This is a genomic window from Streptomyces sp. NPDC002092 (assembly GCF_053593775.1).
The window spans coordinates 53541-70504 of the sequence record NZ_JBSFDG010000016.1 but is presented as its reverse complement, the minus strand read 5'-3'; the positions used below and the strand labels follow the sequence as shown (position 1 = coordinate 70504).

Annotated in this window: 16 protein-coding genes and 1 pseudogene; 10 read left to right on the top strand and 7 right to left on the bottom strand. The window is 69.1% G+C overall.

Features of this window, described 5'->3' with window-relative positions; genetic code table 11:
* Positions 1-669: 669 nt before the first annotated feature.
* Positions 670-921: pseudogene (locus ACWCRD_RS32610) on the top strand (50S ribosomal protein L11 methyltransferase); the annotation flags it as partial.
* Between the two features lie 94 nt (positions 922-1015).
* Here ACWCRD_RS32610 and ACWCRD_RS32605 read toward each other — a convergent pair.
* Both ACWCRD_RS32605 and ACWCRD_RS32600 read right to left on the bottom strand, forming a co-directional pair.
* A complete protein-coding gene (locus ACWCRD_RS32605; protein ID WP_450969334.1) occupies positions 1016-2122 on the bottom strand; it encodes a ricin-type beta-trefoil lectin domain protein in 1107 nt (368 codons plus the stop codon).
* Between the two features lie 144 nt (positions 2123-2266).
* Positions 2267-3259 (bottom strand): LacI family DNA-binding transcriptional regulator, encoded by a 993-nt coding sequence (locus tag ACWCRD_RS32600; RefSeq protein WP_450969333.1) that lies wholly within the window; start codon positions 3257-3259, stop codon positions 2267-2269.
* Positions 3260-3548: 289 nt separating this feature from the next.
* Here ACWCRD_RS32600 and ACWCRD_RS32595 point away from each other — a divergent pair, with 289 nt between their 5' ends.
* Entirely contained in the window at positions 3549-4793 is a 1245-nt protein-coding gene (locus tag ACWCRD_RS32595; protein WP_450969499.1) for a ferredoxin reductase family protein, read from the top strand.
* Between the two features lie 170 nt (positions 4794-4963).
* Positions 4964-5749: an indole-3-glycerol phosphate synthase TrpC gene (trpC, locus tag ACWCRD_RS32590; RefSeq protein WP_450969332.1), complete on the top strand. Its 786-nt coding sequence runs from the start codon at positions 4964-4966 to the stop codon at positions 5747-5749.
* Positions 5750-6055: 306 nt separating this feature from the next.
* On the opposite strand, the gene ACWCRD_RS32585 is transcribed toward trpC, so the two are convergent.
* A complete protein-coding gene (locus ACWCRD_RS32585) occupies positions 6056-7213 on the bottom strand; it encodes an FAD-dependent monooxygenase (protein WP_450969331.1) in 1158 nt (385 codons plus the stop codon).
* A 72-nt stretch (positions 7214-7285) separates the two neighbouring features.
* Here ACWCRD_RS32585 and ACWCRD_RS32580 point away from each other — a divergent pair, with 72 nt between their 5' ends.
* The 6 genes from ACWCRD_RS32580 to ACWCRD_RS32555 all read left to right on the top strand — a co-directional run bounded on the left by ACWCRD_RS32580 (position 7286) and on the right by ACWCRD_RS32555 (position 13335).
* Positions 7286-7870 carry a TetR/AcrR family transcriptional regulator gene (locus tag ACWCRD_RS32580; protein WP_450969330.1) on the top strand — a complete coding sequence of 195 codons (585 nt, stop codon included), beginning with the start codon at positions 7286-7288 and terminating at the stop codon, positions 7868-7870.
* A 138-nt stretch (positions 7871-8008) separates the two neighbouring features.
* The gene (locus ACWCRD_RS32575) at positions 8009-8602 is read left to right on the top strand and encodes a histidine phosphatase family protein (RefSeq protein ID WP_450969329.1); all 594 of its coding nucleotides are present in this window, start codon (positions 8009-8011) and stop codon (positions 8600-8602) included.
* 84 nt (positions 8603-8686) lie between these two features.
* Positions 8687-9340, top strand: coding sequence for a response regulator transcription factor (locus ACWCRD_RS32570; RefSeq protein ID WP_450969328.1), 654 nt, complete (start codon positions 8687-8689; stop codon positions 9338-9340).
* Positions 9331-10599, top strand: a complete 1269-nt coding sequence (locus ACWCRD_RS32565) for a sensor histidine kinase (RefSeq protein WP_450969327.1) — start codon at positions 9331-9333, stop codon at positions 10597-10599. Before ACWCRD_RS32570 ends, ACWCRD_RS32565 begins: the two co-directional genes overlap by 10 nt.
* Before the next feature lie 38 nt (positions 10600-10637).
* Entirely contained in the window at positions 10638-11912 is a 1275-nt protein-coding gene (locus ACWCRD_RS32560; RefSeq protein ID WP_450969326.1) for a COG4705 family protein, read from the top strand.
* 520 nt (positions 11913-12432) lie between these two features.
* Complete coding sequence (locus ACWCRD_RS32555; RefSeq protein ID WP_450969325.1) at positions 12433-13335, top strand: COG4705 family protein; 903 nt, start codon at positions 12433-12435, stop codon at positions 13333-13335.
* Between the two features lie 182 nt (positions 13336-13517).
* Here ACWCRD_RS32555 and ACWCRD_RS32550 read toward each other — a convergent pair whose 3' ends face one another.
* From ACWCRD_RS32550 to ACWCRD_RS32540, 3 genes are all read right to left on the bottom strand, one after another.
* On the bottom strand, positions 13518-14138 hold the full coding sequence (locus ACWCRD_RS32550) for an Rv1733c family protein (protein WP_450969324.1): 621 nt from the start codon (positions 14136-14138) through the stop codon (positions 13518-13520).
* 102 nt (positions 14139-14240) lie between these two features.
* Complete coding sequence (locus ACWCRD_RS32545) at positions 14241-14741, bottom strand: GNAT family N-acetyltransferase (protein ID WP_450969323.1); 501 nt, start codon at positions 14739-14741, stop codon at positions 14241-14243.
* Between the two features lie 120 nt (positions 14742-14861).
* On the bottom strand, positions 14862-15890 hold the full coding sequence (locus ACWCRD_RS32540; RefSeq protein WP_450969322.1) for a S66 family peptidase: 1029 nt from the start codon (positions 15888-15890) through the stop codon (positions 14862-14864).
* A 161-nt stretch (positions 15891-16051) separates the two neighbouring features.
* On the opposite strand from ACWCRD_RS32540, the gene ACWCRD_RS32535 reads away from it, so the two are divergent.
* On the top strand, positions 16052-16420 hold the full coding sequence (locus tag ACWCRD_RS32535) for an NUDIX domain-containing protein (protein ID WP_450969321.1): 369 nt from the start codon (positions 16052-16054) through the stop codon (positions 16418-16420).
* A gap of 317 nt (positions 16421-16737) precedes the next feature.
* On the opposite strand, the gene ACWCRD_RS32530 is transcribed toward ACWCRD_RS32535, so the two are convergent.
* Complete coding sequence (locus ACWCRD_RS32530) at positions 16738-16917, bottom strand: hypothetical protein (RefSeq protein WP_450969320.1); 180 nt, start codon at positions 16915-16917, stop codon at positions 16738-16740.
* Positions 16918-16964 lie beyond the last annotated feature (47 nt).

The following is a 16964-nucleotide window of genomic DNA, read 5'->3' as shown; positions in this document are numbered from 1 at the left end:
CCCAGGCACGGGTGTCCAGGCTGTCATGCGGGCCCGAGTCGGGAGAGTTCGGCGCCGGCGCGTCCCACGGCCACGATGACGGGACGGGTTGCGCGTGTGGTGTAGGGGGATGTCCAAACCGCGATCAGCCTGCACTGCTCGGGGTTCTCGAGCCGGCGGCCACCGATCAGGACGTGCCCCGGGAGCGGGGAGGGTCGATGCTGCGGGTGAGGCTCAAGACGCCCCCGCCGTGCTGAACGGCGAGCACTTCGACGTCGACAGGATCGTCCGCGGGGCCGCTGCCGCCTCCCGCGTGGCGCCACTGCTTGTCGTGCCATTCCAGGAGCGCTGTGTGTTCACGTGCTCGCGGTGACTTCGGACGCGCCACCATCCAGATCGCCGCGGCCCCCGAGGTGGACTCGACATCGGTGGATACCACCGTCAGTACACGACGTGGCAGCCACCACGGCTGGGGCTCGTCTCCCGCAAGCACCCGCCCCACCGCGCCACGCAGAAACGACTCCCACCGAGGGCCCGTCCGCAGAGCCTGCCCCCACGCCTTCATGTGGCTGCGATACCCGGTGCGCGAGGGCGCCAAGCGACAAGCCGCGCCGGCCGGGCTTGCTCACCCTGCAGCGCTGATCCGCCACCGCGGATCCCCAACCGTACGTATGTACCGCTCGGTGCAGCACGGGAACCGGCGTCCTCGCTGCGGTGCTGGCACACCGCGGTATCAAGCGCGTCGCGGCCACCGACATCGGCCCACGCGCCCTTGCCTGCGCCAGGGAGAACGCCCACCGGCCGGCGCTGACCGGACCGTATCGAGGTGTCGGGCCCCGGCCTGTTCCCGGAAGACCGCGCCGACCTCATCGTGTGCAACCCGCCCCGGCTCCCCGCCCGTCCGGCCCCGCCATCGAACAAGGCGTCCACGACCCGGACACCACCGATGCGCCCGCACAGCACGAAGCGCCGAACCACGTCCCTCCGGTCTCCCGGGATCCGAGCCCGGACAGGGTCCAGATCCCGGGAGCGGAGGTCATCCGGCGGTCAGAGTGCTCCACTTCTGGTTGGAGCCGCCGTTGCAGTCCCAGAGCACGAGCTGTGTGCCGTCGGTGGTGGAGGAGCCCGGATCGTCGAGGCAGCGGCCGGAGGCGGGGTTGCGGTAGCCGCCGTTGTAGGGCTGCCAGACCTGGTTGGCGCCGCCGTGGCAGGCCCAGAGCTGCACCTTGGTGCCGTTGGCGGTGGCACCGCCGGCGGCGTCGAGGCACTTGCCCAAGGAGCGCAGGGTGCCGTCGGTGTAGGCGGACCAGAGCTGGTTGGCGCTGTCGCCACAGCTCCAGATCTGGACGGCGGTCCCGTCAGCGGTGTTGGCGCCGTTGACGTCCATGCACTTGCCCGCGATGCCGGACTGCACGCGCGCCGGTGCGGGTGCGGGGTTCCTCAGCCACCCGGCGCCGTCCGCGGACTGGACACCGCGGTGGAAGGCGTCGGCCATCTTCTGGTAGCCCGAGTCGTTGGGGTGCAGAGGGTCGGCCAGGTCGGCCGTGGTGAGGCTGCTCATGTCGACGAATGCGACGTGTTTGCCCGCGGCCTGGGCGTCGCTGACGATTTGCCGGGTGGCCTGGTTGTACGTGCCCCGGAACTGTTCCTCCGAGCTGCTGGTCGACACGACCAGGGAGGCGACGAGGACGGTTGCGTCCGGGACGTCGGCGGTGATCTGGCTGACCAGCGACCTCAGCCGTGAGATGGCGGTGTTGACCTCGGAGGCCCCTTGGAGGTCGTTGGTGCCGATGTGCAGCGTCACGACGTTGGGCCGATAGCGGGTCAGCGAGGCATCGGCGAGTGCGGCGATCTGGTCGATGCGGTATCCGGAGTGGCCTTCGTTGTCGGGGTCGGACATCGAACCGTTCCGCCCCGTGCCCACGAAGTCGAGTGGATGGCCGTCAGCCGCGAGCTCGTTCCACAACGGCCCGCGGTAGCCGTTGCCCGTACTGCTGCCCACGCCCCAGGTGATCGAGTCGCCCAACGGCATGAGCCGCAAGGGGGTGTTGGAGGCGGCGGAGGCAGGGGCCACGCCGACCGCCGTCAAACCGAGTGCGGCAGCGACAAGCGTGATCAGCGGGAGTAACCATGATCTTTTCATGCAGCGTCCCTTCTGCGAGTGCAAAGCGCACCCGTATGGCTACCACGATCGCGGCCGGGACATCCCATGAATACTCAGAAATCTGGGATATGTGGCGTGGGGGAGCTGCGTGTTGGCTCATTCTCTCTGTTGACATCCCATGTATTACCGCACGGGCCGCCGTGTGGAGCGGCGCGGGGTCAGTATCGGTTGGACGAGCCTGCGCCGGTCCGCGCCGCTGCGGGCGTTCATGACAGCGATCAGCAAATCGACCGCTTCGGCGCCCACTTGGTCCGGGCAGAGGCTGACGGTGGTGAGGGGCGGGCTGGTCGTCGCGTAGTCGGGATCCTCGCTGACGCACGCGACCAGCAGGTCTCGCGGCACCCGCAGACCGTGCCGCCGAGCGGCGGCGAGGATGTTGTGGCCGGAGTCGGAGTAGACGCCGATGACGGCGTCGGGCCGTGGGTCGTGACGGAGCAGCCGGCTGACCGCGTTCTGTTCGGTCGTGAAGTAGTCGGGCAGCGAGGCGAATTCCTCGACGAGGACGGGCGCTGCGTGTTCGTCGCACCAGGACCGGTAGGCGTCCGCGATCAGATGCGGGTACGCATCGTCGTGAACGGGCAGGGAGAGCGCGATCCGCCTGGCGCCGGACTGCACAAGGTGGTCGAGCAGCAGGCGAAGCCCCGCTCCGTGGTCGGCCTCCACCCAGGCGTCGCGCCAACTGGCCTCGGGCGGGCGGCCCTCACTGATCATCGGTATGCCACGTTCGCGCAGGATGGCACGCACCGGGTCCTCGGCACGCGGTCCGACGTGGATGACGCCGTCCATCGGCGTGTTGAGCCACATCCACGGGGACATCGAACTCGGCATCACCGTGAGCAGGTAGCCCCGTTCGTGGGCCGCCGCCATGGCGCCCAGCGCCAGCTGCGCGTAGTACGGGATCTCGGTGTACGGGACGGGCAGGTCGCCGTACGTCGTCATGGTCAGGCCGAGGACGCCGGTGCTGCCGCGGGCCAGGGCACGGGCCGTACTGGCCGGGGCGTATCCGAGTTCGCGGGCCGCGGCGAGCACGCGTTGTCTGGTCTGCTCGGAGAGCCGGCCGGTGCCGTTGAGCGCGTTCGACACCGTGGCGGTGGAAACCCCGGCTCGTGAGGCCACGGCGCCGAGTGTGGGACGCCGCCAGGCACCCGAGCTCGTCATGTGTTCCTCAACTGCCCTGTGATGGCTTGTGGTTAAGCCCTTAATCACTCAGCGTACCCAGCGACGACGGCCGGGACGGCCGCCGGGTGAGGACCTGGGGTCCTCCATACCTGTGCGCCGGGCGCGAGTGCGTCACATGGACTGAGGGGAAGCGGTGGAGGCGACGATTTCGCGGGTGCGGCGAAGCACCATACCTCCGGTGGTTGCGGCGCGGCGGGCGCTGTGGACGTTTGTCATCGTCAACTTGGTGATCGTCGAGGTCTTGTTCCTCACCGCTGGGACCGGCCAGAACGGGATGCTCACCGTCGCCAAGTTCTTCGGCCTCCACGCCGCCGTGCTGATGTTGTTCCAGCTGCTGCTGGTGGCCCGGTTGCCGTGGCTCGACCGCCGTATCGGCATGGACCGGTTGACCGTGTGGCACCGGTGGGTCGGCTTCGCTTTGCTCTGGACCATCCTCACCCACGCCGTGCTGATTGTGCTGGGCTTCGCGAGGCTGGGTGACACGTCGATGGCCAGGACGTTCTTCTCGCTGGCCGGGGTGCCGGCGTCCCTGCTCGGAATGTGCGCCGCGGCGATCGTCGTGGTGGTCGCCGCGGTCTCCGCCCGGTATGTGAGGCAGCGGCTGAGATACGAGATCTGGCACGGTCTGCACCTGCTGCTGTACGTGTCCTTGGGCCTGGCCTTCGTCCATCAACTGCAGGAGACCACGGCCTTCACCTCTTCCGCGTTCGCGAAGATCTACTGGTGGGCCCTGTGGCTGTTCGCGTTCGGTGCCCTGGTCACGGGGCGGATCATCATGCCTCTGTGGCGCAACGCCTATCACCGGTTCGAGGTCGCGGCGGTGGTGCCGGAGTCGGACGACGTGGTGTCGGTGCATGTCACCGGCCGTCACCTCGACAGGCTGCCGGCGCGGTCCGGTCAGTTCTGCATCTGGCGGTTCCCCGGGCACAACCACTGGTGGCTCGCGAACCCGTTCTCACTGTCGGCGGCACCCGACGGCCGAACGTTGCGCCTGACGGCCAAGGCGGTCGGCAGCGCCAGCGCCGGTCTGCGGGACCTCCAGGTCGGGAGCCGGGCGTTCGTCGAGGGTCCGTACGGGGCATTCACCTCGTTGCACCGAACGCGGCCCGGCGTGCTGCTGATCGCCGGGGGAGTGGGGATCACCCCGGTTCGAGCCCTGCTGGAGGAGGAGCCGTCCGGTGACGTCGTCGTGCTCTACCGGGTGCGCAGCGAGAACGAAGCTGTGCTGGCCGATGAGGTACGAGTCCTGGTCACCGCCCGCGGTGGGCAGCTGCACCTGCTCACCGGGCGTACGGGGGAGGGGCCTTCGCCGTTCGAGCCGGACGGTCTCCATGCCCTGGTGCCCGACATGGCCGAACGTGACGTGTACGTCTGCGGCCCGCCCGCGATGACCGCGGCCGTGCTCAGCTCCCTGCGCACGCTGCAGGTTCCCCAGCGGCAAGTCCACGCCGAGCGGTTCGGTCTGGCCTGAGCCGCCCGCACGGCGATATCGGCTGAATACGGTGGCCGCTTCATGGATCATCCGCGAGAAGTTCAACTTCCGCGCCCCGCGGCCGGCCCGTACGAATACCATGATCGATCCGAATGAGACGGTTCTCTGAGCACGACTTGGAGAAGATGAATCCACACAGGGAGAAAACGATGAGCGTTCTCGACGGCATCCTCGCGGGAGTTCGCGAAGATCTGGAGGAGCGCAAGCGTGCGACGCCGCTGGCGGAGCTGCGCTCCCGGGTGGCGGACGCGGAACCCGCGCGCGACCCGCTGCCCGCTTTCCGGGCGCCCGGGGTGTCCCTCATCGCCGAGGTGAAGCGGAAGAGCCCCAGCAAGGGTGCGCTGGCAGACATCCCCGACCCTGCCTCCCTCGCGGCCCAGTACGCAGCCGGCGGTGCCGCCGCGATCAGCGTGCTGACCGAGCGCAGGCGTTTCGGCGGCTCCCTCGCCGATCTGGACGCCGTACGCGCCCGGGTCGACGTTCCCGTCCTGCGCAAGGACTTCATCGTCGACCCCTACCAGCTGTGGGAAGCCCGCGCACACGGCGCCGACCTCGCACTCCTCATGGTCGTGTCACTCGACGACGGCCAACTCGCCGACCTGATGGGGTTGTGCAAGGAGTTGGGTCTCACGCCGCTCGTGGAGGCGCACACCGCCGACGAGGTTCGGCGTGCCGCTGCCGCAGGAGCCGAGCTCCTCGGGATCAACGCGCGGGACCTGACGACGCTCGAGGTGGATCGCAAGGTGTTCGCCGACCTGGTGACGGCCATTCCGGAAGGCACGGTCAGGGTCGCGGAATCGGGAGTGACCGGCCCGGAGGACGTCGCGGAGTACCGCGCTTGGGGAGCCGACGTGGTCCTGGTCGGCGAGGCACTGGTCCGCTCGGGCGACGCGCGCACCGCCGTGCGCGAGTTCATCAAGGGGGCCGGGGTGTAACGGCATCTCGGCCAGCGGCATGCACGCAACTGCCGAACCCGGCCACCGGACCGATTCCGACTCGGGCTCCTGCTCGTGCTGCGGCTCTGCCTCCGCAGGGGGGTGTGGCTGTCTTGAGCCGGTTCGGCGTGAAGAGTTCGGTCGCGGTGGACGCCCGGGACGCTCGCCCGAGCCGGCTGACAGTCGGCTGTCTCCCTCTCCCCGGTGCCTTGTCCGTGGCCCCGTGCGTGAGTGGCTGCCTCAGGACGCCGTGCCCACCGGCTCCGCCAACGGCGCAAGAGCCATGTCTCGGCTTAGCGGGGGAGATCAGTTCAGCGACGGCGGAACCCAGGCGTGATGACGCAGGATCATACGGGTGGCGACCCGGGATGGCGTCAGTCGCATCGCTGTATTCCGCAGAGTGACGGCCAGTGGGTGGGACAGCTGTTGGCCCATTCGCCCGGCCTGCCGGGCAGCCCGCGCGACGGCCTGGCTCCGGGGCCGGCGCTCGGCGTCGTAGCGGGCGAGCGCGGTCTCGACGGTGGACTCGGTGCCGAGGGCGGCAGCAAGGGTGACCGCGTCCTCCAGTGCCTGGCAGGCGCCCTGCCCGAGATTGGGCGTCATCGCGTGGGCCGCGTCGCCGAGCAGCGCGATCCGACCGACCGCGTATGAGGGGAGCGGCGTGCGGAGTTCGTTCACGTCGTGATGCAACACGGCCCCGGGCCTGGTCGCGTCGAGCAGAGCGGGTATCGGTTCGTGCCAGGTTTGGAACCGTCGGCGCAGTTCTGCCAGCGGGTCGGCGAACCGCGTTCCGGCAGGGTGGCTGAGGACGGCGTGCCACTCGGCCCGCCCGTCAAGGAAGGCGATGTGCCCGAACTCCGCGCCTCGGCCCCAGGTCAGTTCGAAGTCGGTGTGCAGATCGACCGCGCGCTCGGTGATGGCGCGCAGCACCGTCGAGCCGCCGTGGACCGGCCCGGGGTGGTCTGGGAAGAGACGGTTGCGGATTTTGCTGCCGATGCCGTCGGCCGCCACCACCAGATCGGCGTTCAGGACCTCGGTGCCACAGTCGACGTGGACCGTGCCAGGGCCCGTCTGCTCCACCCCGGCCACCTCCGAGCCGATCACCAGTGATCCGGCGGGCAGGGAGTCGCGGAGCAGGCGGTTCAAGGTGGAGCGAGGGATGCCCATGATCGGCGTGCCCACTGCCTTCTCCAGCGCCGAGCCGTCCATCCGAGCCAGCCAACGGCCCCGGGGCGTCCTGGTGCCGCCGCTGTACTGGCCTTGCGACGCGTCCCGAACCGCCGCGCCGACGCCGAGTTCGTCGAGTGCCCGCATGCCGTTGGCGGCCAAGGAAATGCCTGCCCCCGCGTCCGCAAGCGTGGCCGCACGCTCGAGGACCGTCACGTCCCATCCGACGCGGTGCAGACCGATCGCGGCGGCCAGCCCGCCGATACCCCCTCCGACCACCACTGCCGTGTTCCCCATGCCGGAGCCCCCTTCTTCTACACCTGTAGAAGACCATCTTATCGCGAGTCTCTACGGGTGTAGAAAGGGGTCATGGCTTCGGATCGGCGCACCCTTCTGGCAGACGCGGCTCTCGACGTGCTCGTCGAAGAAGGCATACGCGGCCTGACTCACCGCGCGGTCGACCGGAAATCCGCCATGCCGCCCGGCACCACCTCGGCCTACTTCCGCACCCGTGCCGCGCTGCTGACCGGACTCGTAACCCGCCTGGTCGAACTCGACCAGGCGGAACTTCAAACGACGGCCGAAGCGCTTGCACCCCTGCGCACCGTGGAGGAGCTGGTGGACGGCATGGTGTTGCTCACCCGACAGCGGCTCACCGGCGAGGGCCGCCGCCGCTCGCTCGCCCGACATGCCTGCGCCGTCGAGAGCGTGCGCGACCCGGAGCTGCGGGAGATCCTCGTGCCCCGCGAGAACGCCGGCCGCGAGGCCGTCCGGTTGTTCCTCACCACGCACGGCGTCACCGACGTCGAGAATCGCACTCACACTCTGCTGACCTGCCTCGACGGACTGGTCTTCGATCGACTGGTGAACGGCGGCGAAGTACCGCGCGAGGCTCTCGACGGCCTGGTCGCCGCCGCGCTGCGTCAGGCCCCGCACGTCCGGACCTCAGTCTGAAACGATCAGTATAGGAGCCGCGCTGCTCGCGGTGCCTGCGAGGCGGCGGCCGCGGTACCAGGTGATCGGCTCGGCTGTGAGGGAGTCCGGCTGCGTCTGCACCCGGCCGCACCCCAAGAGCGGATATCGTGCACGGCCATGGGGGAGCTGATAGTGATCAGGCATGGTCAGACCGAATGGAGCCTGTCGGGTCGGCACGCGGGTCGGACCGATGTTCCGCTGACCGACGCGGGGGAGGCCGCGGCCAGGGCTCTGGCCCCGAGACTGGCCCGCCACCGGCTGGTCGCGGTGTTCAGCAGTCCGTTGAGGCGCGCCATGCGGACTGCCGAACTGGCCGGCCTGACCGGTGCCAAGCCCGATCCCGACCTGTTGGAGTGGGACTATGGCGGCTACGAGGGCCTGACCGCAGAGCAGATCCGCAAGTCAAGGCCAGGCTGGGATCTGTGGCGCGACGGCGTCATTCCGGGCGACACCGACCATCCCGGCGAGCGGCTGGCGCAGGTGGCCGCGCGCACGGACGCGGTGCTTGACCGTATCCGTCCGCTGCTGAGTGACGGCGATGGCGACGTCGCCGTCGTCGCGCACGGCCACTTGGCTCGTGTACTCACCGTGCGCTGGCTCGGCCTCGACGCGTCCGCGAGCCGAATGCTCGGCCACCCGCATCCGGGCACTCTCAGCTTCTTGGCCGCCGAGGACGGCCAGCCCTTCATCTCCGCCTGGAACGTCCCGTAGCCGGAGCCCGCCGCATCATCCCCGACGGCAAGCGGCTGATCAGGGCAGATGGAGAACCGGAAGGCGAGTATCTAGGGTCAGCACGTGGCTTTCATTCTGGTGTGCGAAGACGACGCAGCGGTCCGCGGCGTCCTCAGGCGCGCCCTCGAGCACGACGGCCACACGGTCTCCGTCGCCGCCACGGCCGACAGTCTGCTGCGGCAGCTCTCATCGGTGCCCCAGCTGGTCGTCCTGGATCTCGGGCTGCCGGACGCCGACGGCCGCGACGTCTGCCTGGCGCTGAGGGCTCGCGGTGTCGACGTGCCGGTGCTGATGCTCACGGCCTTGGACGGCCTGCATCACAAGGTGGGTGGGTTCGAGGCCGGCGCCGACGACTACATGACCAAACCCTTCGACATACCGGAACTGCTGGTCCGCGTCCGAGCGCTGCTGCGCCGGGCCACCGTGGCGCCCGCACCGCACGAGGTCGTACTCGATCCGGCGAAGCACGTGGTGACCTACGATTCGGTGAGCATGAGTCTGACCCCGACCGAGTTCCGGCTACTGGGCCGCCTGATCGCCTCACAGGGTGACGCGGTACGCCGCCATGCCCTGGTCGCCGCAGGCTGGCCGCACGGAGCGCAGGTCAGCGACAACACCCTCGACTCCTATGTGCGTCGGCTGCGGGCCAAACTCGGTCCGCTGGGTGTGGCGGAGCGTCTGGCGACCGTCCGCGGCGTGGGCTACCGATGGCAGTGACGGGATTCCGCAGAAGCGTCGTCGCGCTCACCGTGCTGATCGCCACCGCCGTGGTCGCGATCCTGGTCGTGGTCTCGCACGTACTGCTCAGCCGGGTGACGGACGCCGACGCGCACGATCTGGCACATACACGCGCCGAGGCGGTCGCGGCGAACGTCACCGCCAAAGGCGGCCGTGTCGTGCTCACGGAGAACAGCAGCGAGGCGTTGGACGAGGTCGCCTGGGTGTATGCCGACGGCCGCCTGATCGACGGGAACGTACCGCCGAGCGTGGTCGATCGCGTCGAGGAGCTGGCGGACTCGGCGCGCTCGCAGACCGCGACCGTCGGCAGTTACCTCCTGTACGCGCGACGGGTCCCGATCGACGGCCACCACGTCATGGTGATCGTCCGGGTCGACCTCACGCCCTACGAGACCTCCGAGCAGCGCAGCCTGACCTTGTCGCTGATCCTGGGCGGCCTCACGATCCTCCTCGCCGGCGGTGTCGCGCACCTCGTGGTGCACCGCGCGCTGCGAGTCGTGCACGAGATGGCCGCCCTCGCCGACGACTGGGGCCATCACGAACCAGGGCGCCGCTTCAACCTCGGAGTCCCCCGTGACGAGTTCGGCGAACTGGGCCAGACCCTGGACCACCTTTTGGAGCGCGTCGACAACGCGCTGGCGGACGAGCGCCGGCTCACCGACGAGATCGCCCACGAGCTGCGGACACCGCTCACGGTCCTGCGGGGCGAGGCGCAACTGGCGCAGCTCTCCGGCGAGCCGGTGGCGCCGGAGGCGGTACTGAGCGAGGTCGACCGCCTCGATACCGCGATCACGACGATCCTGCGTGCAGCGCGCGCACGGACGGACGACGGGACCCGGTGCGATCTGCGCTCCGCCGCGCGCCAGGCGATCGGCAGCCGCGCGGTCGAGGTCGCCTTCCCGGCGCAGGTCGAGGTGGCCGTGGCGCCCGACGTCGCCGTGTCGCTGCTGTCACCCCTGCTGGAGAACGGCCTGCGGCATGCGAAGTCCCGTGTGTGGATCACCGCGCGCAACCAGGGTGAGGTCATCGTGGTCGACGTCCTGGACGACGGACCCGGGTTCGATCCCGCGGACGTCGACCGGGTCTTCGAAGTCGGTGTGACCGGCGGCGACGGCTACGGGCTCGGACTGCCCGTGGTCCGGCGCATCGCCGCTTCGGCAGGTGTGGAGGTCCGCGCGATCGCGGACGGCCGCGGCCACGTCGAGGTGACACTCCCGGCCGCGCGTGCGACCACGTAGTCAGGTTGCTTGCAGGTTCCCCGCGTAAACCTCCCTGCATGACAACGACAACGGAAGCACGCACACGCAGCGGGCGCCTCATGCTCAACAAGGTCCCCGAGGTCACCATCTGGTTCTGGGTGATCAAGGTCCTGTGCACCACCGTGGGTGAGAGCTTCGCCGACTGGATCAACATGAAACTGGGCGTCGGCCTGGTGAACACGGCCTGGATCTTCACCGCGGTGTTCGTGGTGGTCCTCGCCGTCCAGCTGCGGCTGAAGCGGTACGTCCCCTTCCCCTACTGGCTGACCGTGGTCGTTGTCAGCGTCACGGGCACCCTGTACACCGACATCCTCACCGACCAGCTGAACGTGCCGCTGTGGATCAGTTCCGCGGTCTTCTCCGTGCTGCTCGCGGTCGTCTTCGGCACCTGGTGGCTGCGCGAGCGCACGCTGTCGATCCACTCGGTCACCACGTTCTCGCGGGAGTCGTTCTACTGGCTGACCGTCCTGGTCACCTTCGCGCTCGGCACCGCGACCGGCGACTGGACGCTGGAGCTGACCGGCTGGAGCCCGGGCCTGTCCGTGTTGCTGCCGCTCGGCCTCATCGCGGCGATCACAGCGCTGTGGCGGTACGGCGCCAACCCGGTGCTGTCCTTCTGGCTCGCCTACATCCTGACCCGCCCGCTCGGCGCGAACATCGGTGACTGGCTCGCTTCCCCGAAGGTCGCCCAGAGCCCGGGGGACCCGACCGGTCTCGACCTGGGCACGTTCACCACCAGCCTGATCTTCCTCGGCCTGATCCTGACGACGGTGGTCTACCTGACGGTGACGCGCTCCGACGTGACCGAGACCTACGAGGCGGCCCACGCCGCACACACCACCACCGACCCGCGCAGGGAGCGCGTCGCGCTGGCCGGCTTCGGACTGCTCGCCGTCGCCACCGCGGGTCTCCTCGTCTGGGCCCACGCCCAGCCGCACGTCGGCCCGGCGCCGGAGGCCGACAACACCTCCGCCGTCCAGATGGCTCCCGGCGCGGCGGTGAAGAAGTTCCCGCCCGCCAAGGTCGCCGCCCTGAAGAACCTCGCCTCCACCGCGCTCAAGGACGCCCGCTCGGGGAACGTGAAGGGCGCGCACGCGGCCGCCCAGTCGCTGCGTGACCTGTGGGACGCCGACCAGGCCTCGCTGCAGCCGCTGGACCAGACCGGCTGGACCTCCATCGACGCCCAGATGGACAAGGTGCTCAAGACCTTCGGCATCGACCACTCGAACCCGCCGGAGTCGCCCGCGCAGCAGGAGAAGGAACTGAACGCCCTCCTGACGGACATGGGCTGACCGACCGCACAACGCCCGGCGACGGGTCGAGTGTGCCGCAAACGCCTGTGGGGCGGTCGAAGCCGGCGTCAATGGCTTCGACCGCCCCGCTGCCACTCCGGCCCCATCGACGGCGGCGGTGGACCAGTACCGCTGGAGTCGGTGCTCGGCGTGCGCGGCATCCCGGCGGAATCGGCGGCCACTGCGCGAGCAGCGATCGACCGGCCAACAGGACGTCAAGCGCCACCGGCGGCGGAGACTGCGGCGTGGGTCTGGGTGCGGTCTTGACCAGCGTGCTGTTCCTGACGGTCGTCCTCGGCCCGGTCGGGTACCTGGCCGTGACCCGCAGGGACGTCACTGAGCAGGAGCGGCGTGCCCGGCGCGCGGCCTGACCGGTTCTGACGGGCATTCAGGAAACGTTCAGGTTGCGGCTGCCAGGGTCGGGCACCACGGTTGCCGGTGGCGGCCGATTCATCGCACAGGGCGCTCGTCCCGTTGCGGGGCGGGCGCCCTGCCGTTCAACCGGACAGGAGACCTTGACTTGGAGAAACCAGAGGTCCTCACCGACCACCTCGATGTGGCGAGCACGTCGAGTACGACCAAGTCGGTGATGAAGAAACTGCCCGAAGTCACGCTGGCGTTCTGGATCATGAAGATCGCGGCGACGACTCTGGGCGAGACGGCGGGCGACCTCTTCGCGCAGACCCTGAAGCTCGGCTATTTCCTCACCACGATCGCGCTGTTCCTGGTGTTCGTGGTGACGTTGGTGGTCCAGCTCAGGTCCAGCCACTACAACCCGTTCTTCTACTGGACCGTGATCCTGTCGACCAGCATGGCCGGCACGACATTGTCCGACTTCATGAACCGGGACGCCAGCGCCAAGTACCTCTCGAACGGGGCTACTTCGCTGGGCTGGGGTCCGCAGGGGCTCGGTCTGGGCTATCCGACCGGAGCGGCGATCCTGATCTCGATCCTCGTGGTCATCTTCACCCTCTGGAAGACGAGTGGCATGACCTTCCAGATCCGCGACATCGTCACCTTCCGGGGCGAGGCCCTGTTCTGGTCGGCGATCCTCGTCTCGAACACGCTCGGCACGTCGACGGGCGACTTCCTGTCCGACAGTTCCGGGCTCGGCTACGCCGGCGGCGCGCTGCTGGTCACTGCGGCACTGGCCGTCCTGGTCGCGTTGATGAAGGTGCCCGAGGTGCCGAACGTGCTGCTGTTCTGGATCGCCTTCGTCCTCACCCGCCCGCTGGGAGCGACAGCGGGCGACTTCCTCACCAAGCCGGTCGCCAAGGGCGGCATGGACCTGGGCACGGCGGGTTCGTCGGCTGTTCTGCTGGCCATCCTGTTCGGGCTGATGGCCTACGCACAGGTGCAGGAGCGCCGCCAGACGGACGCGCAGGACGCGGAACCCGCGCCGGTCACCCGAACGGCGGGCTGACCGCGCCCCGGGTGCGTGTGCGGAGTCGTAGGACACATCCCCACCGACAGCGCGGACCAGGCGCCGCGCGAGCTGCAGCCCGAGGCCCGCGCCGTCGTCTCTCCGGGACACCGGGGGCGTCGTCCGCGATGTCAATGGGCCGGGCGCCGGATGCGCGACGCGGCCGATTGGTGGGTCGGGGACTACGGCGATGTCGTCCAGCGCGGGGCTGTTTCGGCCCAGGCGGTGTCCCACGCGGCGAGGTTGCGGCGGTGGAGGATGCGGCTGACGGTGCCGTAGGCGGCGGCTGCGGTGGCGTGGACGGTGAGGGCGGCGATGAAGGCCGATCCCATGGCGCGGTCGCGTATCTGACGGGGGCTCAGGGGCGGGTCCGTGAGCTTTCCGTCGGTGCCGGCCCAGACGCGGATGGTGCTGCCCTTGGGTAGTGCGGGCCGGACGTCGGTGGTGGCGGTGTGAGTGTGCCCGTTGGGGTCGGTGAAGCGGACCTTGGTCGGGTAGCGGGTCTTCTTGGCTTCGGCGGAGCCGGGTTCGGGGTGGCGCCGGGCGTCCTCGAGGAGGGTGGCGATGGTCTGGTGGCGGGTTTCGGCCTGGTGCTGCGCGGTGCGGGTGTAGTGGCCGTAGGCGATGTCGCCGACCAGGAACATGGCGAGGGGAGTGGCTGCCAGCGCGGCCACGACCAGGCCGATTCCGATCCACGCCTGGAGCAGGTCGCCGCGGCGGCGCAGAGGATTGCGCCGCAGCCGCCAGAGCATGACCCGGGGGAGTTCCTGTGGAGGTGGCGGCGGGGGTGTGCGGCCGGGCATGGGTCCTCCTTTCGGCGGCGGACGCAGCGGATGCGGGATGCCGAGGAGATCGGGGACGAGGGCGCGGCCTAGTAGGCAGCCATTGACGAATGGCTGTGACACTCACACGGCTCGTTCCATGCAGACCAGTTGGTCCCGCTCGTCCCACGACTCGGTGACGGTGAATCCGAGCCGCTCGTACAGTGCGATCGCGCCCGCCCGCCACTTCCACACCGAGAGCCGCACCACGCTGACGCCGCTGTCCGCAGCATGCACGAGCGCGGCGCTGACCAGGCTGGACGCGATGCCTTGCCCCCGGAACGCCGGGTCCGTCCAGAGCCTCTTCACCTCGGACCGTCCGTTGGCGGAGGCGGTCACCACCAGGCAGCCCACCGCGGTGCCTCCGCTCAACGCCAGCAGCACGACATCGTCTGCGAACACGGTCTTCGGATCCGCGATCTCAACGCGGTAGCGATCCGGCAACCCATCAACACCGGTGACGGCCTCACCCTTCTCGGCCTGCGTCTGCAGATGGTAGGCCGCCAGCAGATCTGCCGGCCCGTCCTGGGCGGAAGGGGCTCCACCTGGCCAGCGGACGACGGCAACCTCGGGTTGATCAGTCATGACGTGAGCATCGCATGACGCACGAAGTGCACGAAGCAGTGCTCCACGTGCCGGACGAGGCATACAGACGTGTCACGGATGAGGAGTGGGCCCGTAGCCGAAGCGGCTGCGGCAGCAGTGTCAGTTCAAGGTCTGCGTCAGTTCGCTGCGGCTCGGTGTGTGAATGATACGGCCGTACGCTCCGTTGACGATCGGCATGTAGGGCGGGACATGACCGCACTCGATGTCGGCGAGGATCGGCACATGGAGAGAACCGAGTGCGTCGAGGACGGCTTCGTGCTGGGTCAGGGAACGACTGTCGGGTGCGTTGGTCCGGCCGACGAGTACGGCGTTCGCCCGGTCGAAGAATCCGGCGAGCTTCATGCCGTGCAGGTTGCGGCAGATGGTGAATGCATCGTCCTGGGCTGCCTCCACATAGACGAGGAGCCCATCGGGTGATGCGTTGCGAGCGAAGGCCGAGACGTCGAGGTAGGCCGTACCCGCGAGATTGCACAGCGTTTCGATGCAGCCGCCGATCAGCCTTCCCTCGGCCTCCACGTCGCCGCCGCCGTCGAGCCGGGTCCAGGCGCCCGCGGAGTCGAGTGTGTATTCGCGTATGTCGGGGTGGGCAGCGAAGTTGTCGAAGCCGGTGGTCCGGTGGCGACCGGGTGGGGTCTGGGTGAACCGGTGCCCCGACGGTGCTGCGACGATGTCGACCCACGACCGCAGCCCTTCGGGTACTCGGTAGGGCGTGTCCATGAGGTTGTTGCCATGGATGGTCGCCGTCCCGGTGATCAGGGTCAGTGGCGTGATCAGAGTCGACATGTCGGAGAATCCGACAAGCCAGGTGGGCTCTGCCTTCCGCAGCTTGTCCCAGTCGAGCAGTGGGAGCAGGTCGATCGCGGTCTCTCCGCCCCAGGGCGGCACGATGGCCTTGACATTGGGGTCGGTCAGCATCGACATCAGCTCGCTCGCGCGGTCGGTGGCCGAAGCGCTGATGTGTCCGGAGCCGTCCATGCACCGGCCGATGACGACCTCGTATCCGCGGTCCTGAACGTCACGAACGGCGACGTTGAGGCGCTCACGCAGCTCCTTGGCGACCCCGCTCGACGGAGACGTGACACCGACACGGTCACCGGGTCGCAGCGGGGACGGGTATCGAACAGTCATGCGCTGGATTTTGACATGGTGCCGTACCCGAAGGACACCGAGTTCTCACGCGACCGAGGTGGCGCAGCGCATACGCTGCGTGAATGCGTGAGTTGACGTTGCGTATCCGGGTGGCTGCGTATGTGCTGCGTCGGCGACCGGGAGGGTCGGTGGAGTTACTCGTGTTCGACCACGACGCGGACCTGCCGCCCGGCACGCACATCCCGGCGGGGGGTGTGGCCCCACAGGAGTCACTGGAAGAGGCAGTACTGCGGGAAGTCGAGGAGGAGTGCGGGCTGACATGTGTTCGGGTGCTGCGTCCACTCGCGGAGGAACACACCCCGCACCCGATCCGCCGCTTTCCCCGCCACACGACCTTCTTCGAACTGGAGGTGGACGGCGACGTGGAGGTGCCGGATGCGTGGGACCACCACGTGACAGGCGGGGGGCGCGACAACGGCATGACATTCCATTGCCGTTTTGAGCTGCTGCCCCTGGCATTCCCTTTGGCGGACGGTCAGGACGCCTGGCTGGATCGACTGGAGGCATGAGCACCCGGTCCGATCCCTGAAATGGCAGCCGTCGGGTCGGGCGAGCGGCCCTCCATCTGGCGTACGGACCTTGCAGGGCAGCCGGTCGTGGCTTCTCAGGCCATCGCCGGACGGCGTGGGGCCAGGACCAGCGGCCGTGCCTCCTCGGAGTGGACGTGCAGCGACACGGAAGCTCACCTGTAGCAGCCGGACCGCGTCGGGTTCGACAACCGGGACATTGGCGAAGGGCCGGCGACTGGCCGCCGCCGGCTCCGTGCTGGCTTCGTCGGCCGCACCGCTTTCGAGTCGGGGTGGATCCTCGGCCGCGGTCGCAGAGATCAGGCCACCGTGAATCCGTCGAACGTGGCCATGCCCTGCGCGCCGTTCCAGCCGTTGGCCGCGGTCATGAACACCCCGATGTCCTGTATGACGGCGTGGCGGTGCCCACCGTCGTCCAGCTGACGCCGCCCGTGCTGGCCTCCCCGACAACCGTTCCTGTTGGTAAAGGTGACCGTCAACGTCGTGGGCGTACTCTCGGCCGCCGCCGCCGCCCGGTCGGCCGCCG

What these genes read in the sequence shown, in the direction of transcription:
- ACWCRD_RS32605 (WP_450969334.1), bottom strand. Translation starts at nt 2,122, where the DNA reads ATGAAAAGATCATGGTTACTCCCGCTGATCACGCTTGTCGCTGCCGCA.
- ACWCRD_RS32565 (WP_450969327.1), top strand. Translation starts at nt 9,331, where the DNA reads ATGGCAGTGACGGGATTCCGCAGAAGCGTCGTCGCGCTCACCGTGCTG.
- ACWCRD_RS32550 (WP_450969324.1), bottom strand. Translation starts at nt 14,138, where the DNA reads ATGCCCGGCCGCACACCCCCGCCGCCACCTCCACAGGAACTCCCCCGG.
- ACWCRD_RS32575 (WP_450969329.1), top strand. Translation starts at nt 8,009, where the DNA reads ATGGGGGAGCTGATAGTGATCAGGCATGGTCAGACCGAATGGAGCCTG.
- ACWCRD_RS32545 (WP_450969323.1), bottom strand. Translation starts at nt 14,741, where the DNA reads ATGACTGATCAACCCGAGGTTGCCGTCGTCCGCTGGCCAGGTGGAGCC.
- ACWCRD_RS32560 (WP_450969326.1), top strand. Translation starts at nt 10,638, where the DNA reads ATGACAACGACAACGGAAGCACGCACACGCAGCGGGCGCCTCATGCTC.
- ACWCRD_RS32580 (WP_450969330.1), top strand. Translation starts at nt 7,286, where the DNA reads ATGGCTTCGGATCGGCGCACCCTTCTGGCAGACGCGGCTCTCGACGTG.
- ACWCRD_RS32540 (WP_450969322.1), bottom strand. Translation starts at nt 15,890, where the DNA reads ATGACTGTTCGATACCCGTCCCCGCTGCGACCCGGTGACCGTGTCGGT.
- trpC (WP_450969332.1), top strand. Translation starts at nt 4,964, where the DNA reads ATGAGCGTTCTCGACGGCATCCTCGCGGGAGTTCGCGAAGATCTGGAG.
- ACWCRD_RS32585 (WP_450969331.1), bottom strand. Translation starts at nt 7,213, where the DNA reads ATGGGGAACACGGCAGTGGTGGTCGGAGGGGGTATCGGCGGGCTGGCC.